The organism is Acinetobacter sp. SFA (genome assembly GCF_001647535.1).
GTDB lineage: Bacteria > Pseudomonadota > Gammaproteobacteria > Pseudomonadales > Moraxellaceae > Acinetobacter > Acinetobacter pecorum.
Window position 1 is genome coordinate 133,706 of the sequence record NZ_LSZI01000017.1, and the last position, 16,477, is coordinate 150,182.

Here is a 16,477-nt window from a genome sequence, read left to right on the forward strand (position 1 = left end):
AGTGCTGTTTTTTCTCTCAATTTTATTATAATAAAACTTGGCACACTTAGTGCTAAATATAAAATTAAGCTAAATGAGCTTTTCTTTAGGCTTATAAATAAACAAAAACATTTGTGGAGAATGTTATGAATACAGTACAAAAGGGTTTTACCCTTATTGAATTAATGATTGTTGTAGCAATTATCGGTATTTTGGCTGCGATTGCGATTCCTGCGTATCAGGATTATATCGCTCGTTCGCAAATGACTGAAGCTATGTCTTTAGCAAGTGGTTTGAAAACGAATGTAACAGAATCTTACGGTCAGTTAGGAGATTTTGCGGGTATTGATTCTGAAACAAACGGAATTCCTGCTGCTGCTGATATTACTGGCTCTTATGTTGATAATGTTGCTGTAGATGACGGTGTTATTACAGCGACTATGAAAGCTACTGGTATTTCTAAAGGTATTCAAGGTGGAACTTTAGTTCTTACCCCTACTGATGCAACTGGTTCAGTTACTTGGGAATGCAAGTCAACTGATATTGAGCAAAAATATTTACCAAAAGCTTGTATAGGTACTTAAGGTGTAAATAAAAAAAGGTTGCTTCGGCAACCTTTTTTATTTGTTTTTTTTAAATCATTAAATGCCTTGGCAAGTTGTTGGTAATAAATGTTGGGAAATATGATTAGACATACAATCCCATTGGCTTACCCTTGGATTGGCAATGTCGGTGCTCATTCCAAAGTTTAAAGTTTTAGATAATAGTCCATTTGAAACATTTGAATTCTTGAATGTAATTTCGAGATTGCATTCTGTTCCATTTCTAGTGGTCACATTTATACTTGCTAAAAAATGACTTTGTATGGCTGTAGGAGCTGTCAAGCCAAGGTCAGTAAGTGTAGGACAGGCTCCTGTTTGCCAAAAAGTATCACTAACTTGGTTTTTAAAGCTAGAGGCTAAGGTTAAAGCCTCAGTAACTTGAGAGCGTGCAATGTAATTTTGATAAGCAGGAATCGCGATAGAAGTTAAAATCCCAATAACTGCTAGCACCACCATTAATTCAATTAACGTGAAGCCAGATTGGATTTTTTTCATTTTTACTTTCTAAATACTTTAAATGATATAATTTTTTATGCAAAAATCATTCCATGAATTAAATATATAAAAATCAATAAATTATTATTTTTAATAAGAAATTGAATGTCAAATTGTGACAATTTTTGCATATATGTATCATTTTGTATTTTAATTATTGCTGGCTAAGTGTCTGCTTTTTATTAGAAGGAAATAAAATGCAAGTAGATAAAAGAGCAAGATACTTTTTATCACATTTAGCTGGTTCAGTTATTGTCGCCTGTATTCTACTCACAGTTATTTTTCTAATTTGGTATCCCTCACCTCTTGCTTAAGCAGTGGGCATAAATCATATTATTTATATGTTGATTGTTATCGATATTACTATCGGACCAGTTTTAAGTTTACTTATATATAAAGAAGGTAAAGAAAGTTTAGTTTTTGATTTGAGTGTAATTGTTATTTTACAAGTTTTGGCATTATTTTACGGTGTTTATAATATTGCTCAAGGTCGTCCAGCTTGGATTGTTTATTATAAAAATAGTTATGAATTGATTCGACATTCGGATGTGATTGTTGAATCGAATCTAAGTAAATCAAGCTCTTGGTTGGGGCCAAAATATGCACGGGTTAAATTAAGTTCAGACCCTAAAAAATTTTCACAGAAACTTTCATTGGAGCTTTCAGGTTTTAGCTTGGCATATATTCCAATTGATAATATTAAAGATGATATGAAAAAATATGCATTACCTATAAAAAAAGCTTAGTAAATACAATGGCCCAAGTATGGTAAGTCATAATCCCCAAGCTCAATATTTCTTTCCAATGAAAGCTTCATTTGAAGATATGATTGTTTTGGTTGATGATAGTTATCAACTAATAAAAATCGTTAACCTCCGTCCTTGGTAATAAAGCCGGGGTAAAGCAAATTCAGAACTTTTAAAAAAGCAGATTACCCAAATCTACTTTTTTGTTTATCATGTGCCCAACATCCACCGCCTGCTATTTCCATGAAATTCACGCTCGCCCTTATCGCAGCAATTCTCATCTCCCTCGCGTGGCTCATGCCCATTCACTACCGCCCTTGGGTTACTTATACAGGTGAGCTGTATGCCTTTTTTGCGCTATTTGTATTAGCTGCAATTTGCTTAAAAGATAAATTAAAAATACCCGCCATAACCTTACCTTTGTTGCTACTCGCCTGTGTCCCGCTTATACATTTGCTGGCAGGACAAGTGTTTTTCTTTAGCACCGCCATGATGGGCTTCATTTTTGTCTTTAGCTTTTGGCTGGCAAGCGTGCTGGGTTATCACCTGTCAACCGGAAACTATAGCCGGGAAGAAACCTTCACTAATTTGAGCTACGTGTTTCTAGCTTCAGGTACTGTCACGGGCATCATTGCACTTTGCCAATGGACAAATCTGGATTCAATATTGCCAGGCATGGTGAATATCAGTGGTACTCAACGGCCCTATGCCAACTTCGCCCAGCCAAATAATATGGCAACTTTTTTAGTCATGGCATTGATGAGCTGTTTGTACCTCTATGAAAAGAAAAAAATCCAGACCAAGTGGCTGTTTGCCTGCGCTGCTGTGATTATTATGGGAGTGGCTTTAAGCCAGTCACGTACTGCCTGGGTAGCTGCAATTGCCATCATGCTCTATTTAGCTTTCTATCAATATAAAGGCATTATTCGCCTGAAATGGTATTACAGCATCGCTTGGCTCATCTTCTTTATTGCCTGTGTTGTGGCCTTTCCTTTACTCAGTCAGTTGGCTGCGCAGGCAATGGATACGGACGTAGTTCAAAGCCGGGATGTAGTAGCGCGTGCTACCGGCGATATGTCACGCCTCGCGATCTGGGAGCAAATGATCGCTGCAATTCAGGCGCAGCCATGGTTTGGCTATGGCTGGTATCAAACCAGTGTCGCTTTTGTCTCGATTAGTGATACCGTTCAAGGTCCGGTCTGGATTCGTAGCGCACATAATTTTATTCTGGACTTTTTGCTCTGGAATGGACTGATCATCGGTCTGCCTTTCTTGGCATATTTTGGTTATTTGGGCTATCAGTTACAGCGCTGGGTGGATACGCCAGAATCTGTCATCGGGATCTTGATGATCGGGGCTTTTGTAACACATGCCATGTTTGAGTTTCCACAGCATTATGCCTATTTCCTGCTGCCAGTCGGTTTTATTCTGGGTACGGTTCTGGCACAAAATCCAAAAATTAAAATAATAGTTATGCCCTCAAGCGGCATGAAATTCATTTTTGCTGTTGGGTTGCTTTTATTGATTGTGATTTATCGCGACTATGATGTTGCGGTGCCAAAGCTTGGACAAAGTATTCGTTATGAAAAACAGCCGGAAAAAATCACCAATGAAAAACCAATTTATCTGCTGACCGAGTTTAATCATCGTATTGCCTGGATTCGTTTAAATCCTTATAGCGAAGCATCTGCTGAGCAGATTAAGGAAGGTGAACAGATGGTGTTAACTTACCCTACCAAATATAATCTGATCAAATATGCCAAACTTTTAGCTTTTAATGACTATGAGGTGGAAGCCAAGCATCAGTTGCAGCGCTTAAAAACCATTCAAAAGACTGAACTGAGTTATGATGAACTAATGCAGGATATGCCACGCTAAATACAAAAAAGCCAGCAGATGCTGGCTTTTTTAATTTAATTCTAGTTTTAGAGCTGGCTTTGGATATAGTTTTCGATACCTACACTTTCAATCAGATCAATTTGCGTTGTAGTCCAGTCCAGATAATTTTCTTCTTTTTCCAGGATTTCCTGAACCAGATCGCGGGTCACATAATCCATCTGAGTTTCAGCCAGTGCGACAGCTTTCTGGATCGCTTCGATATTTTCTTTGACTTTGCGCACATCACAATGCAGTACTTCTTGAGTATGCTGGCCGATATACAGTTTGCCCAGATTCTGCAAATTCGGCAAACCTTCCAAAAATAAAATACGTTCAATAATTTTATCGGCATGCTTCATCTGAACGATGGATTCTTTATATTCTGCCGAGCCCAGTTTCTCAATGCCCCAGTCATTAAACATGCGCGAATGCAAGAAATACTGGTTAATCGCGGTTAGGTGGTGATACAACACCTGATTGAGCTGGTTAATCACATCACGATTGCCTTTCATTACATCACTCCATTTAAACCTGTTTATCTTTCTAAGAAAGCGTTTTAACTCTGATAGTAAAGCAAGTCAGTGGACAATGGCGAGTAATTTATGGAACAGCAAATGAAAATCGCAATCGAATCCATCCAGACTCAGATAAGTGGCAATAAAAACCCGCCAGAGTCAGAGGCGGGGGAGGAGGAATGATCGAAGACCATTGATTTATGATTGTGTTTATAGTTCAGGCAGCCACTCCCAGGCGGGCTGCAATTTGTGATACTTCATCACTGATGATCATACGGGCTTCTGGCGCACAGCGGCCACAGCATGTACCCAAGTCCAGCATATCGCGCACATCACGATAACTTTCAGCGCCATTTGCAATAGCATCTTTAATGTCTTGATCTGTAATGCCACGGCATAAACAAACGTACATAGGACACAACCACAGTGATTAAATAAGATAAGTAATATTATTGATAATTGTTATCGTTTGTCAATAAAAATCATTTGAAATCTTTTTTATAATAATTGGTGATTTAGATAAAAGAAGATGATCTGAACGGAAATCCGAGTGTTATCCGGATTTCCACACAAAATAAGTGAATAATTTAGAACTGGGTCTTGAAATCTGGTTGCTTAATTAATGATATAAATCATTGATTAATGATGACAATACCATCCATTTCAACCAAAGCACCTTTAGGTAAACTGGCAACACCCAAGGCTGCACGGGCTGGATAAGGCTGGGCAAAATATTCGCCCATAATTTGATTCACCAGTTGGAAGTGCGATAAATCTGTCAGGAAAATATTCAGTTTGGCGATGTCTGCCAAAGAGCCACCCGCCGCTTCACAAACAGCCTTTAAATTGTCAAATACACGACGAATCTGGGCCTCAATGCCTTCAACCAGTTCCATACTATAAGGATCCAAGCCAATTTGACCAGATAGATAGAGGGTATCACCGACTAAAATGGCTTGCGAATAAGTGCCAATCGCAGCAGGGGCATTTTCAGTATGGATTACTTGGCGGGACATTAATTTCTCCTTTATCATCAACATACATCATATTCGATCGTTTCGGCTGACAAAAGCATTATCGTTTTAAATGATTAACTCGCTTTAGACGCTTCACTCAGAATGACGGGTTGGGACAGACGGGTAATTCGGGGAAAACCGAAATACATGCGCAGGTCACGGATGATCTGTGCAATCTGTTTGCGGTTATGGACTACGATATTGACGTAGGTCTGGTTATCTTGAGAGCGGACCATTTCTACACCGGAATGTGCTTTACGGCATTGATAGATCAGGTCAGAGATCTGTTCATCATCCATCACCAGGTCAATACAGAGATAGGCGGTAAAGCTGATATCGTCCAGATCATCGGCAGTCCATTGCAATGGCATGATGTTTTCAGGATGCTGATGCTGTTCATGCAGCAGGTTATGACAGCGTGAGCGGTGCACAATCAGGCCACGACGGGTCAAATGACCCTGAATCGGATCGCCAAGTACCGGATTGCAGCAATGTGCATATTTAACATCAACCCCTTCCGTACCCTGAATCAGGCGGCCTGAACTCGCAACATTCTGATGCTGGTCCTGGGCAAACAAATGATTGGCCACCAGTTGCGGTAATAAATCACCGACCGCGATCTGTTCAAAAAGTTGCTCTTTACTGGCAATGTGACGCCATTCCAGCAGGTTTTTCCAGTCAGCCTCGGTCAGATCCTGAATTGAGCGATGAAACAGTTTTAATGCACGATTCAGTGCCTGCTGTCCTACCAGACGCTGCTCGTCCAGATCCTGATCGCGCAAAATATTCTGGATTGCACGGCGGGCTTTTTGAGTATTGATAAAACTGAGCCAGTCGGGATTGGGTGTCGCGAGTACATCAGTAATGATTTCAACCACCTGACCACTAGCCAACGGCGTTGATAGCGGTTTGGTTTCATTATTGATTTTAGCGCCCACCGCATGGTTGCCAAGGAACAAGCTGGCGGCATAAGCAAAATCAACTGCTGTAGCACCTTGTGGTAATTCATGCAGGTGCCCATGCGGGGTATAGACCCAGATTTTTTCCTGATGCAGATAATCCAGTAATTCACTAAATGTGGTTTTGGCACATTCACCATCGACCAGTACATTGAGATTCTGCATTGACGCCTGAATCGCAGAACGACAGGCTTGTGGAGCATTTTCGCCCAAAACTACACCGAAACGTGCGGCTTTACGCATCAGTTCGGTTTGAATGGTTAAAGACAAAGTGGTCTTTTCGCCTTTCAGGCGCATCATTAGGGACTGGTTGCCACCGGGTAAGGGGCGACGGATATGGTCTTCATAGCTTTGAATCTTAAAGCTTTGGGTCAGAATCTCTGCGAGACGGTCACAATCGGCAATGCTCTGTAAGATAATTTCAAAAGCATGGCTATGCGTCAATTCTTGCAGGTCAATGTCATTTTTAACAAAATGACGAAGTAACTCGATATTGTTATTTTTCTTTTTAATGCGGCCTTGAATACCATTTTTCTGCAGCAGTTCGGTCAGGTTTTTTTCCCATTTGGCCTGATATTCACAGCGTTTCGGCTTGGTTTCCTGCAGGGCAGTCTGAACATTGTTGTACATATCCAGATCAAGATTTTGATAGCACAAATGCTCCAGATTGTCGGCCATTTCATTCATGCCGACAATACGTGCCATTGGAACAAAAATTTCAAAGGTTTCCCGGGCAATACGGGCACGTTTGTCTGGGCGTAGCGCTTCCAGGGTGGTCATGTTGTGATAGCGGTCAGCCAGTTTCACAATAATGACACGCGGATCCTGTAAGGTCGCTTGCAGAATTTTCCGGAAAGAAGCTGCTTTATTATATTCTTTATCGCTAGAATGACTCAGTTTGGTCACGCCATCGACCAGTTCTGCGACTGTATTGCCGAATTTTTCAGCAATATCGTCTTTACTGTACTCAGTGTCTTCAATCACGTCATGCAGCAGGGCAGCCATTAAGGTTTCAGTATCCAGACGCATATGCGCCAAAATGCAACTGACCGCAATTGGATGCAGAATATAAGGTTCGCCACTTTTGCGAATAATGCCGTCATGGGCGATATCTGCATAATCACAGGCCGCAAGCACACGTTCAACGTCGTTTTCACTTAAATACGCGTCGATAATGATCTTTAGCTGTTGCTTGGCTTGACTGACCTGTGGGCCTGGCATAAAACACCTTTAAAACTGAATTTTTTACAAATTAAACCGAGAAAGCTCTAATGAAATGCAAAGTACAGAGCTGATTAATTTTTACTATAAAAAGTAGAAAATCTCTAGCAGTTTGCATGAGCTAACCCTTATGTTATAACCGTTCTGGTATAAATATAAAAGTCACATAACAAAAAAAGCCTAGTTTTAAACTAGGCTTTTTGATTGACGATCTCTTATTGGAAAGAAAAACCGTCTAAGTTCAGATTGTTTGCAGAAAGTGCAAGGTCCAGACTTGATGTCTGATAGTCTTGATCACGTTGCTTCAAAATATCTTTTGATACATGACCTGCAGCGATTTCACGTAAAGCAACAACAGTCGGTTTGTCATTGTCCCATTCTACAGTTGGTTCAATGCCTTGACGCGCCAATTGACGCGCACGCTTGCTTGCCACTAGTACAAGCTCAAAGCGGTTGTCTACATGGTCTAAACAATCTTCAACGGTGACGCGTGCCATAAGAATTCTCGTTTGAATAATAAATTTTAACAGACTGCACAGTATAAAAGGCTTTGTCTATAGACTCAAGTTTTAATCACTGCTCAGTCGGCGTGATCAGTTTCTGAATTAGCTTTTCATGACGGTTGGCTTGCTGGCTAAGCACCAGACGATTGGCAATAATCACTGCTTCCAGGTCATGCAGCGCCTTATTGAAGTCATCATTGATAATGATATAGTCAAAGTTGCTATATTGCTGCATATCTTCTACTGCGCAGCTCAGGCGATGTTCAATGACATCAACGGTATCAGTGCCCCGGTTAGACAAGCGTTCCCGCAAATCAAACTGGCTTGGCGGCAAGATAAAAATTTGTTTTGATTCAGGAAAAAGTCGACGAACCTGCTGTGCGCCCTGCCAGTCAATTTCCAGCAGTACATCATGGCCTTTAGCCAACTGTTCTTTCACCGTGGCCTGCGCGGTACCATAGTAATTACCAAATACTTCAGCGTATTCGATAAAACCACCTTCATTGACCAGATTTAAAAAATCTTCTTTGGTGGAGAAGTGATAATGCACGCCATCGAGTTCGCCAGGTCGTTGACCACGTGTAGTATGTGAAACAGAAACGTGAAGATTGTTGACACGCTCAAGTAGGGCTTTAACAAGGGATGTTTTGCCTGTTCCAGACGCTGCAGAAACGACAAACAAGAGACCCGACATGATATTTTTCCTGATATGATAAAATATCTTCTCTATTTTAGAGTAGAGCGGCTTTAAACTAAATAGTTGTCAGCCGATTGTTTACATTTATTTCAATTGAACCACTAAAAATGGTGTGAGTATTGAGGATTCTATGGAAATTGTTTTAGCCAACCCGCGTGGTTTCTGTGCTGGTGTGGATCGTGCCATTGCGATCGTGAACCGTGCCTTAGAATGCTTTAACCCACCAATTTATGTGCGTCATGAAGTGGTGCACAACAAATTTGTGGTCGATGACTTACGCCAGCGTGGTGCAATTTTTGTTGATGAGCTGGATGAAGTGCCTGACGATAATATCGTGATTTTTAGTGCACATGGTGTTTCGAAAGCCGTCCAGCTTGAGGCTGAACGCCGTGGTTTAAAAGTTTTTGACGCGACTTGCCCGTTGGTCACTAAAGTACATATTGAAGTGACGAAATATGCACGCGAAGGAGTGGAAGCCATTCTGATTGGGCATGAGGGACACCCAGAAGTTGAAGGTACCATGGGCCAATATGACAAGAAAAATGGCGGTGATATCTATTTAGTAGAAGACGAAGAAGACGTTGCTGCGTTAACTGTGCGAAATCCTGAAAAAGTAGCATTTGTCACTCAAACCACTTTATCAATTGATGATACGGCGAAAGTGATTGATGCCTTACGTCAAAAATTCCCAATGATCCAAGGCCCGCGTAAAGATGATATTTGCTACGCTACGCAAAACCGTCAGGATGCAGTGCGCGATCTGGCTGAACGTTGTGATGTAGTCTTAGTTGTGGGTTCACCAAATTCATCTAACTCAAACCGTTTGCGTGAACTGGCTGAACGTATGGGTAAATCTGCTTATCTGGTTGATAATGCCGATGAGCTCAAACAGGAATGGTTTGCAGAAAATATCCAGATTGGGGTAACAGCAGGCGCGTCAGCACCGGAAATTCTGATTAAGCAGGTCATTCAGCGGTTACAGGACTGGGGTGCCCAAGCACCACATGAGCTGGATGGGCGAGAAGAGAATATTACATTCAGCCTACCGAAAGAGTTACGTATTCCTGTAATCCAAGGCTAGACTGTTAACTGCTTAACATTCTGTTTTTTATTTAAAAATAAACAGATGGCTGTGAACTGACAGTTATCTGTTTTTTTATGCCTTTTATCTGTTCTGTGTAGTTTTTGTAATTTTAATAAGTAATAGTTTAAATGGGTGAATATGAGGCCCAAGGGGGAGGAAGTATGTATAAAAGCCAAGGATTTACTTTAATTGAGTTAATGATCACGATTGCGGTGTTGGCGATTATTGCAGGAATAGCTGCTCCTTCTTTTGGAAATATGATGACACAACAAAATCTCAAGAAAAGTACTAATGAACTCATCGGAGTATTGCAAGAAGCACGCTCTAAAGCTGTTTTAGAACGTCGGAATGTAAAGATTGAGCTCAAGTCTGTAGAAACACCAACTCGGGTAGCAAATACTGATACGGTTTTAAATTGGATGCCTTATGGCTCCACCACATTACTTCCAAGTAGTGCAACAGAAATTACATATGGATTTAATGGCGGTGTAGTTGGTGCAACTACAGATACGACATTTATCTTATGTAGTAATTCGGGCGGAATATCTCAAACTATTTCAGTGTCTAAAATGGGAACGGTTCAACAAGTGGTGAAGGGAACATGCTGATGAATAGAATAAACCATCAACAGGGTGTTGGACTAATGGAAGTACTCATTGCATTGCTTATTCTGGCAATCGGCGTAATGGGATTTATTGCGCTTCAGTATAGAGCGGTTGAAGCAACTATAGAAAGTGGTTCGCGTATTCAAGCGATTAATTTAGGTCGTGACTTGGCTGAAAGAATGCGAGTGAATCGTGGTGCAGAAAATGTTTATACATATAACTTGAATACACCAGGGAAACAACTGGATAGAGCGAAAAACTGCTTTACTGCAACTAATTGTACAAGTACTGACTTTGCTGATTTTGATGTGTCCGAAATTTCTAGAAAAGCACGTTCAATTGGCATGATGATTAATTATTTGCCATGCCAAGGAAATAATGATGGGCGCCGTTGCATTTATGTAGCATGGGGAGACACTGCACCAACACATGGAGCAGTTGGGGAAGGAAACTGTACTTCGAGTACTGCATATGATCCTGATTCAACCTGTTTAATTATGGAGGTCTACTGATATGAATAAACAAGTAGGTTTCACTTTAATCGAGTTGATGATCGCATTAGCACTTGGTCTGGTAATTAGTGCAGCAGCTTTGATGCTGTTTTTAACTGCATCAAGAAGTCAAGCATTACAACAAGGACAGGCGAGTTTACAAGATGATGCAAATTTTGGTTTAAATACAATTATTCAAGATATTCGCTTGGGTAATTTGAATACCGTTCAATCAAGTATCAATGATCTTAGTACCTATGGCGGTATTGTATTTAGGTCGAGTGCAAATGCAGTGACTGTAACAGGAACAGATAGAGCTAATCTGCCTATTACACTTATTGGGGGTACTGTGGCACAGAATTTATTATCCAGAAGTCATGGTCAGACAGTAGGAAGTGCCCCACAGTGGTCTGGTATCTCAAATATAAATACTTTTTCTAGTGACCAATTAACAATTCAATATTTACCTCAATACATCAAAGATGATAAAGGCACCCTAACCACTACAGATGATGTTTGGTATGGAGGATTTGATTGCGAAGGGAATAATTTAGAATTTACCCTGGCACAGGGGAGACAGGTAATAGTACAGCGTTACTTCTTAAGAGCTGATAGTAATAAAAGCGATAATGAGCCAAATCAGCCTTTAGCGCTTGCCTGTGATGCAGGGTATTATCCTTTAGATGGTAGTCCAACTTCTATTACAGGATTTGGAGATGCTGGACAGATTATTTTAAAACGCGCCGATCATTTCAGGGTGTTGTATGGTATTCAAAATGGGGCTAATTATCGTTATGTTGATGCTGCTACTTATCTTGCATTGCCAGTTCCAAGACCGCGAATTCTATTAATTCAATTAGGGATTCTTGGGCGCTCCAATCAGTCGGTGGGGAATGACAGCACCTTCTCAGACAGCCAAGTGTTTCAAGTATTAGATCAAGCTGTAAAAATTAAAACACCTGCAGCGAACTCTCCTAAATATGCTCGTCAAGTAGTAACACAAACAGTCGCTTTGAGAAATACATTTGGGGAAAGAGGGCAATGATTAAGAAACAACGTGGTGCAACGCTTATAGTGGTTCTACTTATATTGTTAGCTGTTATTGTCTTGGGAACGCTTGCAGTACGACAAGGAATGGTTTCTCTGGGAATTGCAACGAATAGTCAAGCGCAGCAGCTGTTGCTACAAAACTCGGACTCGGCATTTTTCAATATTGAAAGAGAAGATAATATCATTCAGGCACTCGGTGGCAGTGGGATGTTTGGCTATATTGGTGGGGCTGATGATAGAGATAAGGAACTTGTATTTTGCTATAGAGGTGCTGAACCAAGTTTCTTTGACATCAATCGTGCAAGTATCATCTATTGGAAAGCGGGAACAACTGCACCAACAAATAATGAATTTGGTACAGAAGGTTACTGTGATTCGAGTACAGGAAGTTCTACTAACTTTTTTACAAGTGGAAGAAAAGTGGTAATGACACAAGTCGCGGTCAAGTTTTCTAGTATTTCTGAAAATGATCCATTTTTTGGGGCGCAATTTGGTACGGATGAAGAAGCAGTTAAATTCGAGCGTAGTAAGGCAGTAAAGGTTTTTGCAGTTTCAGTTATGCCTAATCTTACGTCTGCAACGAGTTCAGCAATTAATGCATGTTTTCAAAATCATATGAGTGAAGTAACAATTCCTGTAGGGACTACGGTAAGTTTAAATGCACCGAGTAGAAGAACGGTCACAGAATGCCTGAGTGATCTCAATGTTCCGTTTACTTCTCATGTGACTGAATATGTCATTGTTCAGGACTTTGTCTAAATTTGGGGTAATGAAATGAAACAATTAAAAAATAATTTTCTAAGTTCATATGGCTATAAAGTTCTTGTTGCAAGTATGACTGCTCTTTCCACTGTATGTGTTACTACAAGTGTAACTCAGGCAAGTGATATTGAAATTTATCAAAATGCAAAGTCAGGTGACATTACTTTAATGTTTACACTGGATATCTCAGGAAGTATGGGGGCGCCTCAGCAAACTGGTGATCGTGATTCCTGTGATGTTCCTGCGGGAATTACTATTACTGATGATGGGTGGGAAGATTCTACTAATGGTACGCCTACTTATAGACGATATTATTGTAATGCTATAGAAACTAAAACCTATAAATATAGATCAAGAGTAGAGAGTAGTACACGCCGTTATTGGACTTGTGAAAATAATAGTCACAATGTTAGTTTGTGTACTTGGAGCAGTCGTTACAATCAAAAACCTTCAGATTACGATAGTTTATACAAAGAGACAGTACGTATAGGAGGTAGCGATTATACAGTCGCTTATGAAGGTATGGAGCGAAAGTATTACGACCGTATTACCCGTGTAAAAGACGGAATGTTTGATCTATTAAATGGTAATACTGCGAATAATATTCCACGTTTAACAGATGATAAAATTATAGGTCTTACTACATATTCTCGCCCAACAGGATTTGATAATTTAGGACGACCTTCAACAGCGGACAATGTGAGGGGGCAAGTTCGAATCCCAGCTCGTCCACTCGGTACGTTAGTTAATGGGGTAACTCAACGCCAATTATTGCTTAATGAGATTGCTATCTTAGGTGCACGAGGTGGTACACCAACAGCTCATGCTTATGCAGAAGCAGTAGCGGCGTTGTGGGGGACGTCTACAAAAGATGCAACAGAAAGTGGTTTCGGTTATGCAGGTACAGGGGTTACTTCAGGTAACAACTATGTACGGCCTACAAGTATACAGCGCCAAATGGATGATTTAGAAAGTCGTAAATGTAGTGGTCAAGGTGTATACGTCTTAACAGATGGTGTGCCAAGTAATAATAATAATGCACGAGGGTTAATGCGAAAGGCATTAGGTGATAATAGTTTTTCTTGTAGTGATAGTGGAACTGGTTGGGATTGTATTCAAAAATTTGCTGCAAATATTCTGGATACTAGGCGGAATGGTAATAGACCGATTCTAAAAACAGCTGTGGTTGGTTTTGGCGGTGACTTCAATAATATTCCATCATTTAGTAAGGAGTTAACGCAACAGGAAAACTTAGATAATATTACGAAATCAACTGCAACAACCGATGTTAAAAATGCTGCTCGTTGGGGAGTAGAGTCTGAGGGGGGGTGGTATTCAGGCAATAGCTCTCGTGATGTAGTTAATAGTGTAAATGATTTTATTAGCAATTTAGGACAACAAATTCCATCTGTTACAACTGGTTCGCCGACAATTCCAAGAGATGCTTTAAACCCTGCAGAGCTGCAGAACAATGCTTACTATCAAAGTTTCCAACCTACGCCCAATACTAATTATCAATTATGGTTAGGTAACTTAAAAAAATATGTAGTATCAGACAATGGCGTATTGAAAGCTCGAAATAATGCATCTGTTTTCGCGAGTGATGGAAGTGTTATTGAGCCAACTTATGATGCGAATGGAAATATTACCTCAGCTGTTTATGATTTTTGGGCTAAAGCAATTAATCCAGCTGTTGAAAATGCAGATGAAAATACAGTAGGTAGTAAAAAATTTGCAGCTAGGGGCGGGGCATGGTCTAAGTTGTTATTAGGAGCTAAAGCAAATGATCTGGCTGAGCGAAAATTATTAACTAATCGAAAAGCTATCGGAACTGGATCAACGGCTACTTTTGATGGTACAGGATCATTACGACAAGTAGATCTTTCAGATATATTGGATACAACTTATCAAAATGATCCGAATCGTGGTTATTTAATATCATTATTAGGTTATAACATCGATGTTAATAGCCCGCCAACGACAGTTGCAAATTTAATTACCCAACCAGCTCTACGTCAGATGGGTGCAGTCATGCACTCTTACCCTGTACTTGTTACAAATAAAGGTAAATTAAGCTATAACTCGACTGATAAAGTTATGCAGTCTACTAATAGAGAGGACTATGTATTATTTGGAACAACTCAAGGTTTGTTACATGTTGTAGATGCTGAAACAGGTGCTGAAAAATTTGCATTTGTTCCTAATGAGATGGTTGAAAATCAGAAGGATGCATTCCGACTTTCCAGTGTCACAAATCAAGGGATGGATAAGCTTTTTTATGGTATAGATGGTCCTTGGGCATTAGATACGCGTTATGTGATTGATGGTTCTGGTAATCTAACTGTAGGTAATGGTCGAACCAGTAGTCAAAAGGGCTGGCAAATTGCATACGGTGGTTTGCGCATGGGAGGCCGAAGCTATTACGCTTTAGATCTTAGTAATATTAATGCCCCGAGTTTAAAATTTCATATAGATCCAGCTACAAATACTGTTTACAGTGGCACATCAAGTAAGACATTCTCACAATTGCAATATATGGGTCAGAGCTGGTCAAAACCCTCGATTGCATGGATCAATTGGGGAGGCGTACGTAAACGCGTTATGTTTGTAGGCGGAGGATATGATGCCGGTGGTGATGATGGTGATGCACGTACCAACGGGATAAAAGGAGTATATGGCGGTTATGAAGACCATAATTACAACCAAATTAATAAAAAAGGTGCTGGCATCTATATGTTTGATGCCGATAATGGTGACCTATTGTGGTGGGCAAGTGATAACGTAGCGAGCAGTTCGGGAACTTCTACTAACTCAGGCGTGATTGCAACAAAGCATGCAGATTTAAAATATAGTGTGACCAGTCAAATTCGTACGGTTGATCGTGATGGAGATGAATTAGTTGATCATATCTATTTTGGTGATTTAGGTGGCCAATTATTTAGAATTGACTTTGATAACTCAAAGAATATAAGGGGCGCAGTACCTAAAACACCAACTCGATTACTAAACCTAAATGCCGGAGCGAAAAGTCCGCGTTTTTATGATATGCCAACTTTTTCTCTTTATAATCATGGCGGAACTACGTTTGCATTAATATCAACCGGTAGTGGAAATCGTAGTAAGCCATTACAAGACTATACTGCTTCTGATAATACTTACGATTATGATGCTATTTATAATATATATGATAAAGATGTCGCTCGACGTGATTTATTTACTACAACAACTAGGCTCAATACAAAAGATGTTACTAAATCGAGTTTAGGTGAGATAACAGATGCAAACCGTTTCTCAAATATGAATTTAATAGCTAACTTTACTAATACTAACGGTTGGTTCTATAGGTTTAAAACGTGCACAGCGGGTGTGGATGGTACAACTAACAATTGTAGTAGCTATAAGAAACAAAGCGAGAAAGTATTTGGTACACCCTTGGCGATGAACTATAAATTATATGTTTCTACCTTTGATGCGAGTAAACCTGGTATTTCAGGTGACTGTGGTGCTGGGGTTAAAGGTGAAAGTATGATTACAGCTTTTTGTTTGCCATATGGCCAATGTGCTTCGGAGCCAGCTGATTCACGTGCTGTAATTGGTGTAGGTATTCATACTGTAACCGTTGGTGGTAAAGATGATGGAGGTGGAGGAAAGCCTGATTGTGAAGGTGACAGCTGTCCACCTGTAACTTGTGGTGATGAAGCATGTCCACCAGAAGCGGAAGGTGAGTCTAGTGCAAAAAATTACTGTATTCAAACAAGTGGCCGTATTGCTCTAACTGTGACGGGTGGTTTCGGTGGTGGTGAAGCAACAGAAATGTGTCTGATTCCCCAACGTTGGTATGAAAAACTAGCGCGTAAAAACTGATAGGTGACTT

General features: G+C 40.3%; 16 protein-coding genes. 9 read left to right on the plus strand and 7 right to left on the minus strand.

Annotation, left to right across the window (positions count from 1 at the left end; genetic code table 11):
* Positions 1 to 125: 125 nt before the first annotated feature.
* Positions 126 to 563 carry a pilin gene (locus tag AY607_RS09040; protein ID WP_064102383.1) on the plus strand — a complete coding sequence of 146 codons (438 nt, stop codon included), beginning with the start codon at positions 126 to 128 and terminating at the stop codon, positions 561 to 563.
* Between the two features lie 57 nt (positions 564 to 620).
* Here the strand turns inward: AY607_RS09040 and AY607_RS09045 are convergent, their stop codons facing one another.
* Entirely contained in the window at positions 621 to 1,076 is a 456-nt protein-coding gene (locus AY607_RS09045; protein WP_064102384.1) for a pilin, read from the minus strand.
* Between the two features lie 341 nt (positions 1,077 to 1,417).
* On the opposite strand from AY607_RS09045, the gene AY607_RS14860 reads away from it, so the two are divergent.
* Positions 1,418 to 1,822 carry a hypothetical protein gene (locus AY607_RS14860; protein ID WP_081408810.1) on the plus strand — a complete coding sequence of 135 codons (405 nt, stop codon included), beginning with the start codon at positions 1,418 to 1,420 and terminating at the stop codon, positions 1,820 to 1,822.
* 243 nt (positions 1,823 to 2,065) lie between these two features.
* Positions 2,066 to 3,700 (plus strand): PglL family O-oligosaccharyltransferase, encoded by a 1,635-nt coding sequence (locus AY607_RS09055; protein WP_064102385.1) that lies wholly within the window; start codon positions 2,066 to 2,068, stop codon positions 3,698 to 3,700.
* A gap of 47 nt (positions 3,701 to 3,747) precedes the next feature.
* Here the strand turns inward: AY607_RS09055 and bfr are convergent, their stop codons facing one another.
* The 6 genes from bfr to gmk all read right to left on the minus strand — a co-directional run bounded on the left by bfr (position 3,748) and on the right by gmk (position 8,608).
* On the minus strand, positions 3,748 to 4,212 hold the full coding sequence (bfr, locus tag AY607_RS09060) for a heteropolymeric bacterioferritin subunit Bfr (protein ID WP_064094587.1): 465 nt from the start codon (positions 4,210 to 4,212) through the stop codon (positions 3,748 to 3,750).
* 220 nt (positions 4,213 to 4,432) lie between these two features.
* A complete protein-coding gene (locus AY607_RS09065; RefSeq protein ID WP_064094586.1) occupies positions 4,433 to 4,627 on the minus strand; it encodes a bacterioferritin-associated ferredoxin in 195 nt (64 codons plus the stop codon).
* 220 nt (positions 4,628 to 4,847) lie between these two features.
* Positions 4,848 to 5,231 (minus strand): RidA family protein, encoded by a 384-nt coding sequence (locus tag AY607_RS09070; protein WP_004281184.1) that lies wholly within the window; start codon positions 5,229 to 5,231, stop codon positions 4,848 to 4,850.
* A 74-nt stretch (positions 5,232 to 5,305) separates the two neighbouring features.
* A complete protein-coding gene (locus tag AY607_RS09075) occupies positions 5,306 to 7,411 on the minus strand; it encodes a RelA/SpoT family protein (RefSeq protein WP_064102386.1) in 2,106 nt (701 codons plus the stop codon).
* 215 nt (positions 7,412 to 7,626) lie between these two features.
* On the minus strand, positions 7,627 to 7,908 hold the full coding sequence (gene rpoZ, locus AY607_RS09080; protein ID WP_004650579.1) for a DNA-directed RNA polymerase subunit omega: 282 nt from the start codon (positions 7,906 to 7,908) through the stop codon (positions 7,627 to 7,629).
* Positions 7,909 to 7,984: 76 nt separating this feature from the next.
* On the minus strand, positions 7,985 to 8,608 hold the full coding sequence (gmk, locus tag AY607_RS09085) for a guanylate kinase (RefSeq protein ID WP_064094584.1): 624 nt from the start codon (positions 8,606 to 8,608) through the stop codon (positions 7,985 to 7,987).
* 133 nt (positions 8,609 to 8,741) lie between these two features.
* Between gmk and ispH the strand changes: the two genes are divergently transcribed.
* The 6 genes from ispH (at position 8,742) to AY607_RS09115 (ending at position 16,467) form a co-directional block, all read left to right on the plus strand.
* Positions 8,742 to 9,692: a 4-hydroxy-3-methylbut-2-enyl diphosphate reductase gene (gene ispH, locus AY607_RS09090; protein ID WP_064094583.1), complete on the plus strand. Its 951-nt coding sequence runs from the start codon at positions 8,742 to 8,744 to the stop codon at positions 9,690 to 9,692.
* A 164-nt stretch (positions 9,693 to 9,856) separates the two neighbouring features.
* On the plus strand, positions 9,857 to 10,303 hold the full coding sequence (locus AY607_RS09095; protein WP_064094582.1) for a GspH/FimT family pseudopilin: 447 nt from the start codon (positions 9,857 to 9,859) through the stop codon (positions 10,301 to 10,303).
* Positions 10,303 to 10,812, plus strand: coding sequence for a type IV pilus modification protein PilV (pilV, locus tag AY607_RS09100; protein WP_064102387.1), 510 nt, complete (start codon positions 10,303 to 10,305; stop codon positions 10,810 to 10,812). The genes AY607_RS09095 and pilV overlap by 1 nt, the downstream gene beginning before the upstream one ends.
* Position 10,813: 1 nt before the next feature.
* On the plus strand, positions 10,814 to 11,836 hold the full coding sequence (locus AY607_RS09105) for a PilW family protein (RefSeq protein ID WP_064102388.1): 1,023 nt from the start codon (positions 10,814 to 10,816) through the stop codon (positions 11,834 to 11,836).
* Positions 11,833 to 12,600, plus strand: coding sequence for a hypothetical protein (locus AY607_RS09110; RefSeq protein WP_064102389.1), 768 nt, complete (start codon positions 11,833 to 11,835; stop codon positions 12,598 to 12,600). The genes AY607_RS09105 and AY607_RS09110 overlap by 4 nt, the downstream gene beginning before the upstream one ends.
* A gap of 15 nt (positions 12,601 to 12,615) precedes the next feature.
* Positions 12,616 to 16,467: a PilC/PilY family type IV pilus protein gene (locus AY607_RS09115; RefSeq protein WP_064094578.1), complete on the plus strand. Its 3,852-nt coding sequence runs from the start codon at positions 12,616 to 12,618 to the stop codon at positions 16,465 to 16,467.
* Positions 16,468 to 16,477: the final 10 nt, after the last annotated feature.

What these genes read in the sequence shown, in the direction of transcription:
- rpoZ (WP_004650579.1), bottom strand. Translation starts at nt 7,908, where the DNA reads ATGGCACGCGTCACCGTTGAAGATTGTTTAGACCATGTAGACAACCGC.
- pilV (WP_064102387.1), top strand. Translation starts at nt 10,303, where the DNA reads ATGAATAGAATAAACCATCAACAGGGTGTTGGACTAATGGAAGTACTC.
- AY607_RS09095 (WP_064094582.1), top strand. Translation starts at nt 9,857, where the DNA reads ATGTATAAAAGCCAAGGATTTACTTTAATTGAGTTAATGATCACGATT.
- bfr (WP_064094587.1), bottom strand. Translation starts at nt 4,212, where the DNA reads ATGAAAGGCAATCGTGATGTGATTAACCAGCTCAATCAGGTGTTGTAT.
- AY607_RS09040 (WP_064102383.1), top strand. Translation starts at nt 126, where the DNA reads ATGAATACAGTACAAAAGGGTTTTACCCTTATTGAATTAATGATTGTT.
- AY607_RS09065 (WP_064094586.1), bottom strand. Translation starts at nt 4,627, where the DNA reads ATGTACGTTTGTTTATGCCGTGGCATTACAGATCAAGACATTAAAGAT.
- AY607_RS09075 (WP_064102386.1), bottom strand. Translation starts at nt 7,411, where the DNA reads ATGCCAGGCCCACAGGTCAGTCAAGCCAAGCAACAGCTAAAGATCATT.
- AY607_RS09105 (WP_064102388.1), top strand. Translation starts at nt 10,814, where the DNA reads ATGAATAAACAAGTAGGTTTCACTTTAATCGAGTTGATGATCGCATTA.
- ispH (WP_064094583.1), top strand. Translation starts at nt 8,742, where the DNA reads ATGGAAATTGTTTTAGCCAACCCGCGTGGTTTCTGTGCTGGTGTGGAT.
- AY607_RS09110 (WP_064102389.1), top strand. Translation starts at nt 11,833, where the DNA reads ATGATTAAGAAACAACGTGGTGCAACGCTTATAGTGGTTCTACTTATA.
- AY607_RS09055 (WP_064102385.1), top strand. Translation starts at nt 2,066, where the DNA reads ATGAAATTCACGCTCGCCCTTATCGCAGCAATTCTCATCTCCCTCGCG.
- AY607_RS09115 (WP_064094578.1), top strand. Translation starts at nt 12,616, where the DNA reads ATGAAACAATTAAAAAATAATTTTCTAAGTTCATATGGCTATAAAGTT.
- gmk (WP_064094584.1), bottom strand. Translation starts at nt 8,608, where the DNA reads ATGTCGGGTCTCTTGTTTGTCGTTTCTGCAGCGTCTGGAACAGGCAAA.
- AY607_RS09070 (WP_004281184.1), bottom strand. Translation starts at nt 5,231, where the DNA reads ATGTCCCGCCAAGTAATCCATACTGAAAATGCCCCTGCTGCGATTGGC.
- AY607_RS14860 (WP_081408810.1), top strand. Translation starts at nt 1,418, where the DNA reads ATGTTGATTGTTATCGATATTACTATCGGACCAGTTTTAAGTTTACTT.
- AY607_RS09045 (WP_064102384.1), bottom strand. Translation starts at nt 1,076, where the DNA reads ATGAAAAAAATCCAATCTGGCTTCACGTTAATTGAATTAATGGTGGTG.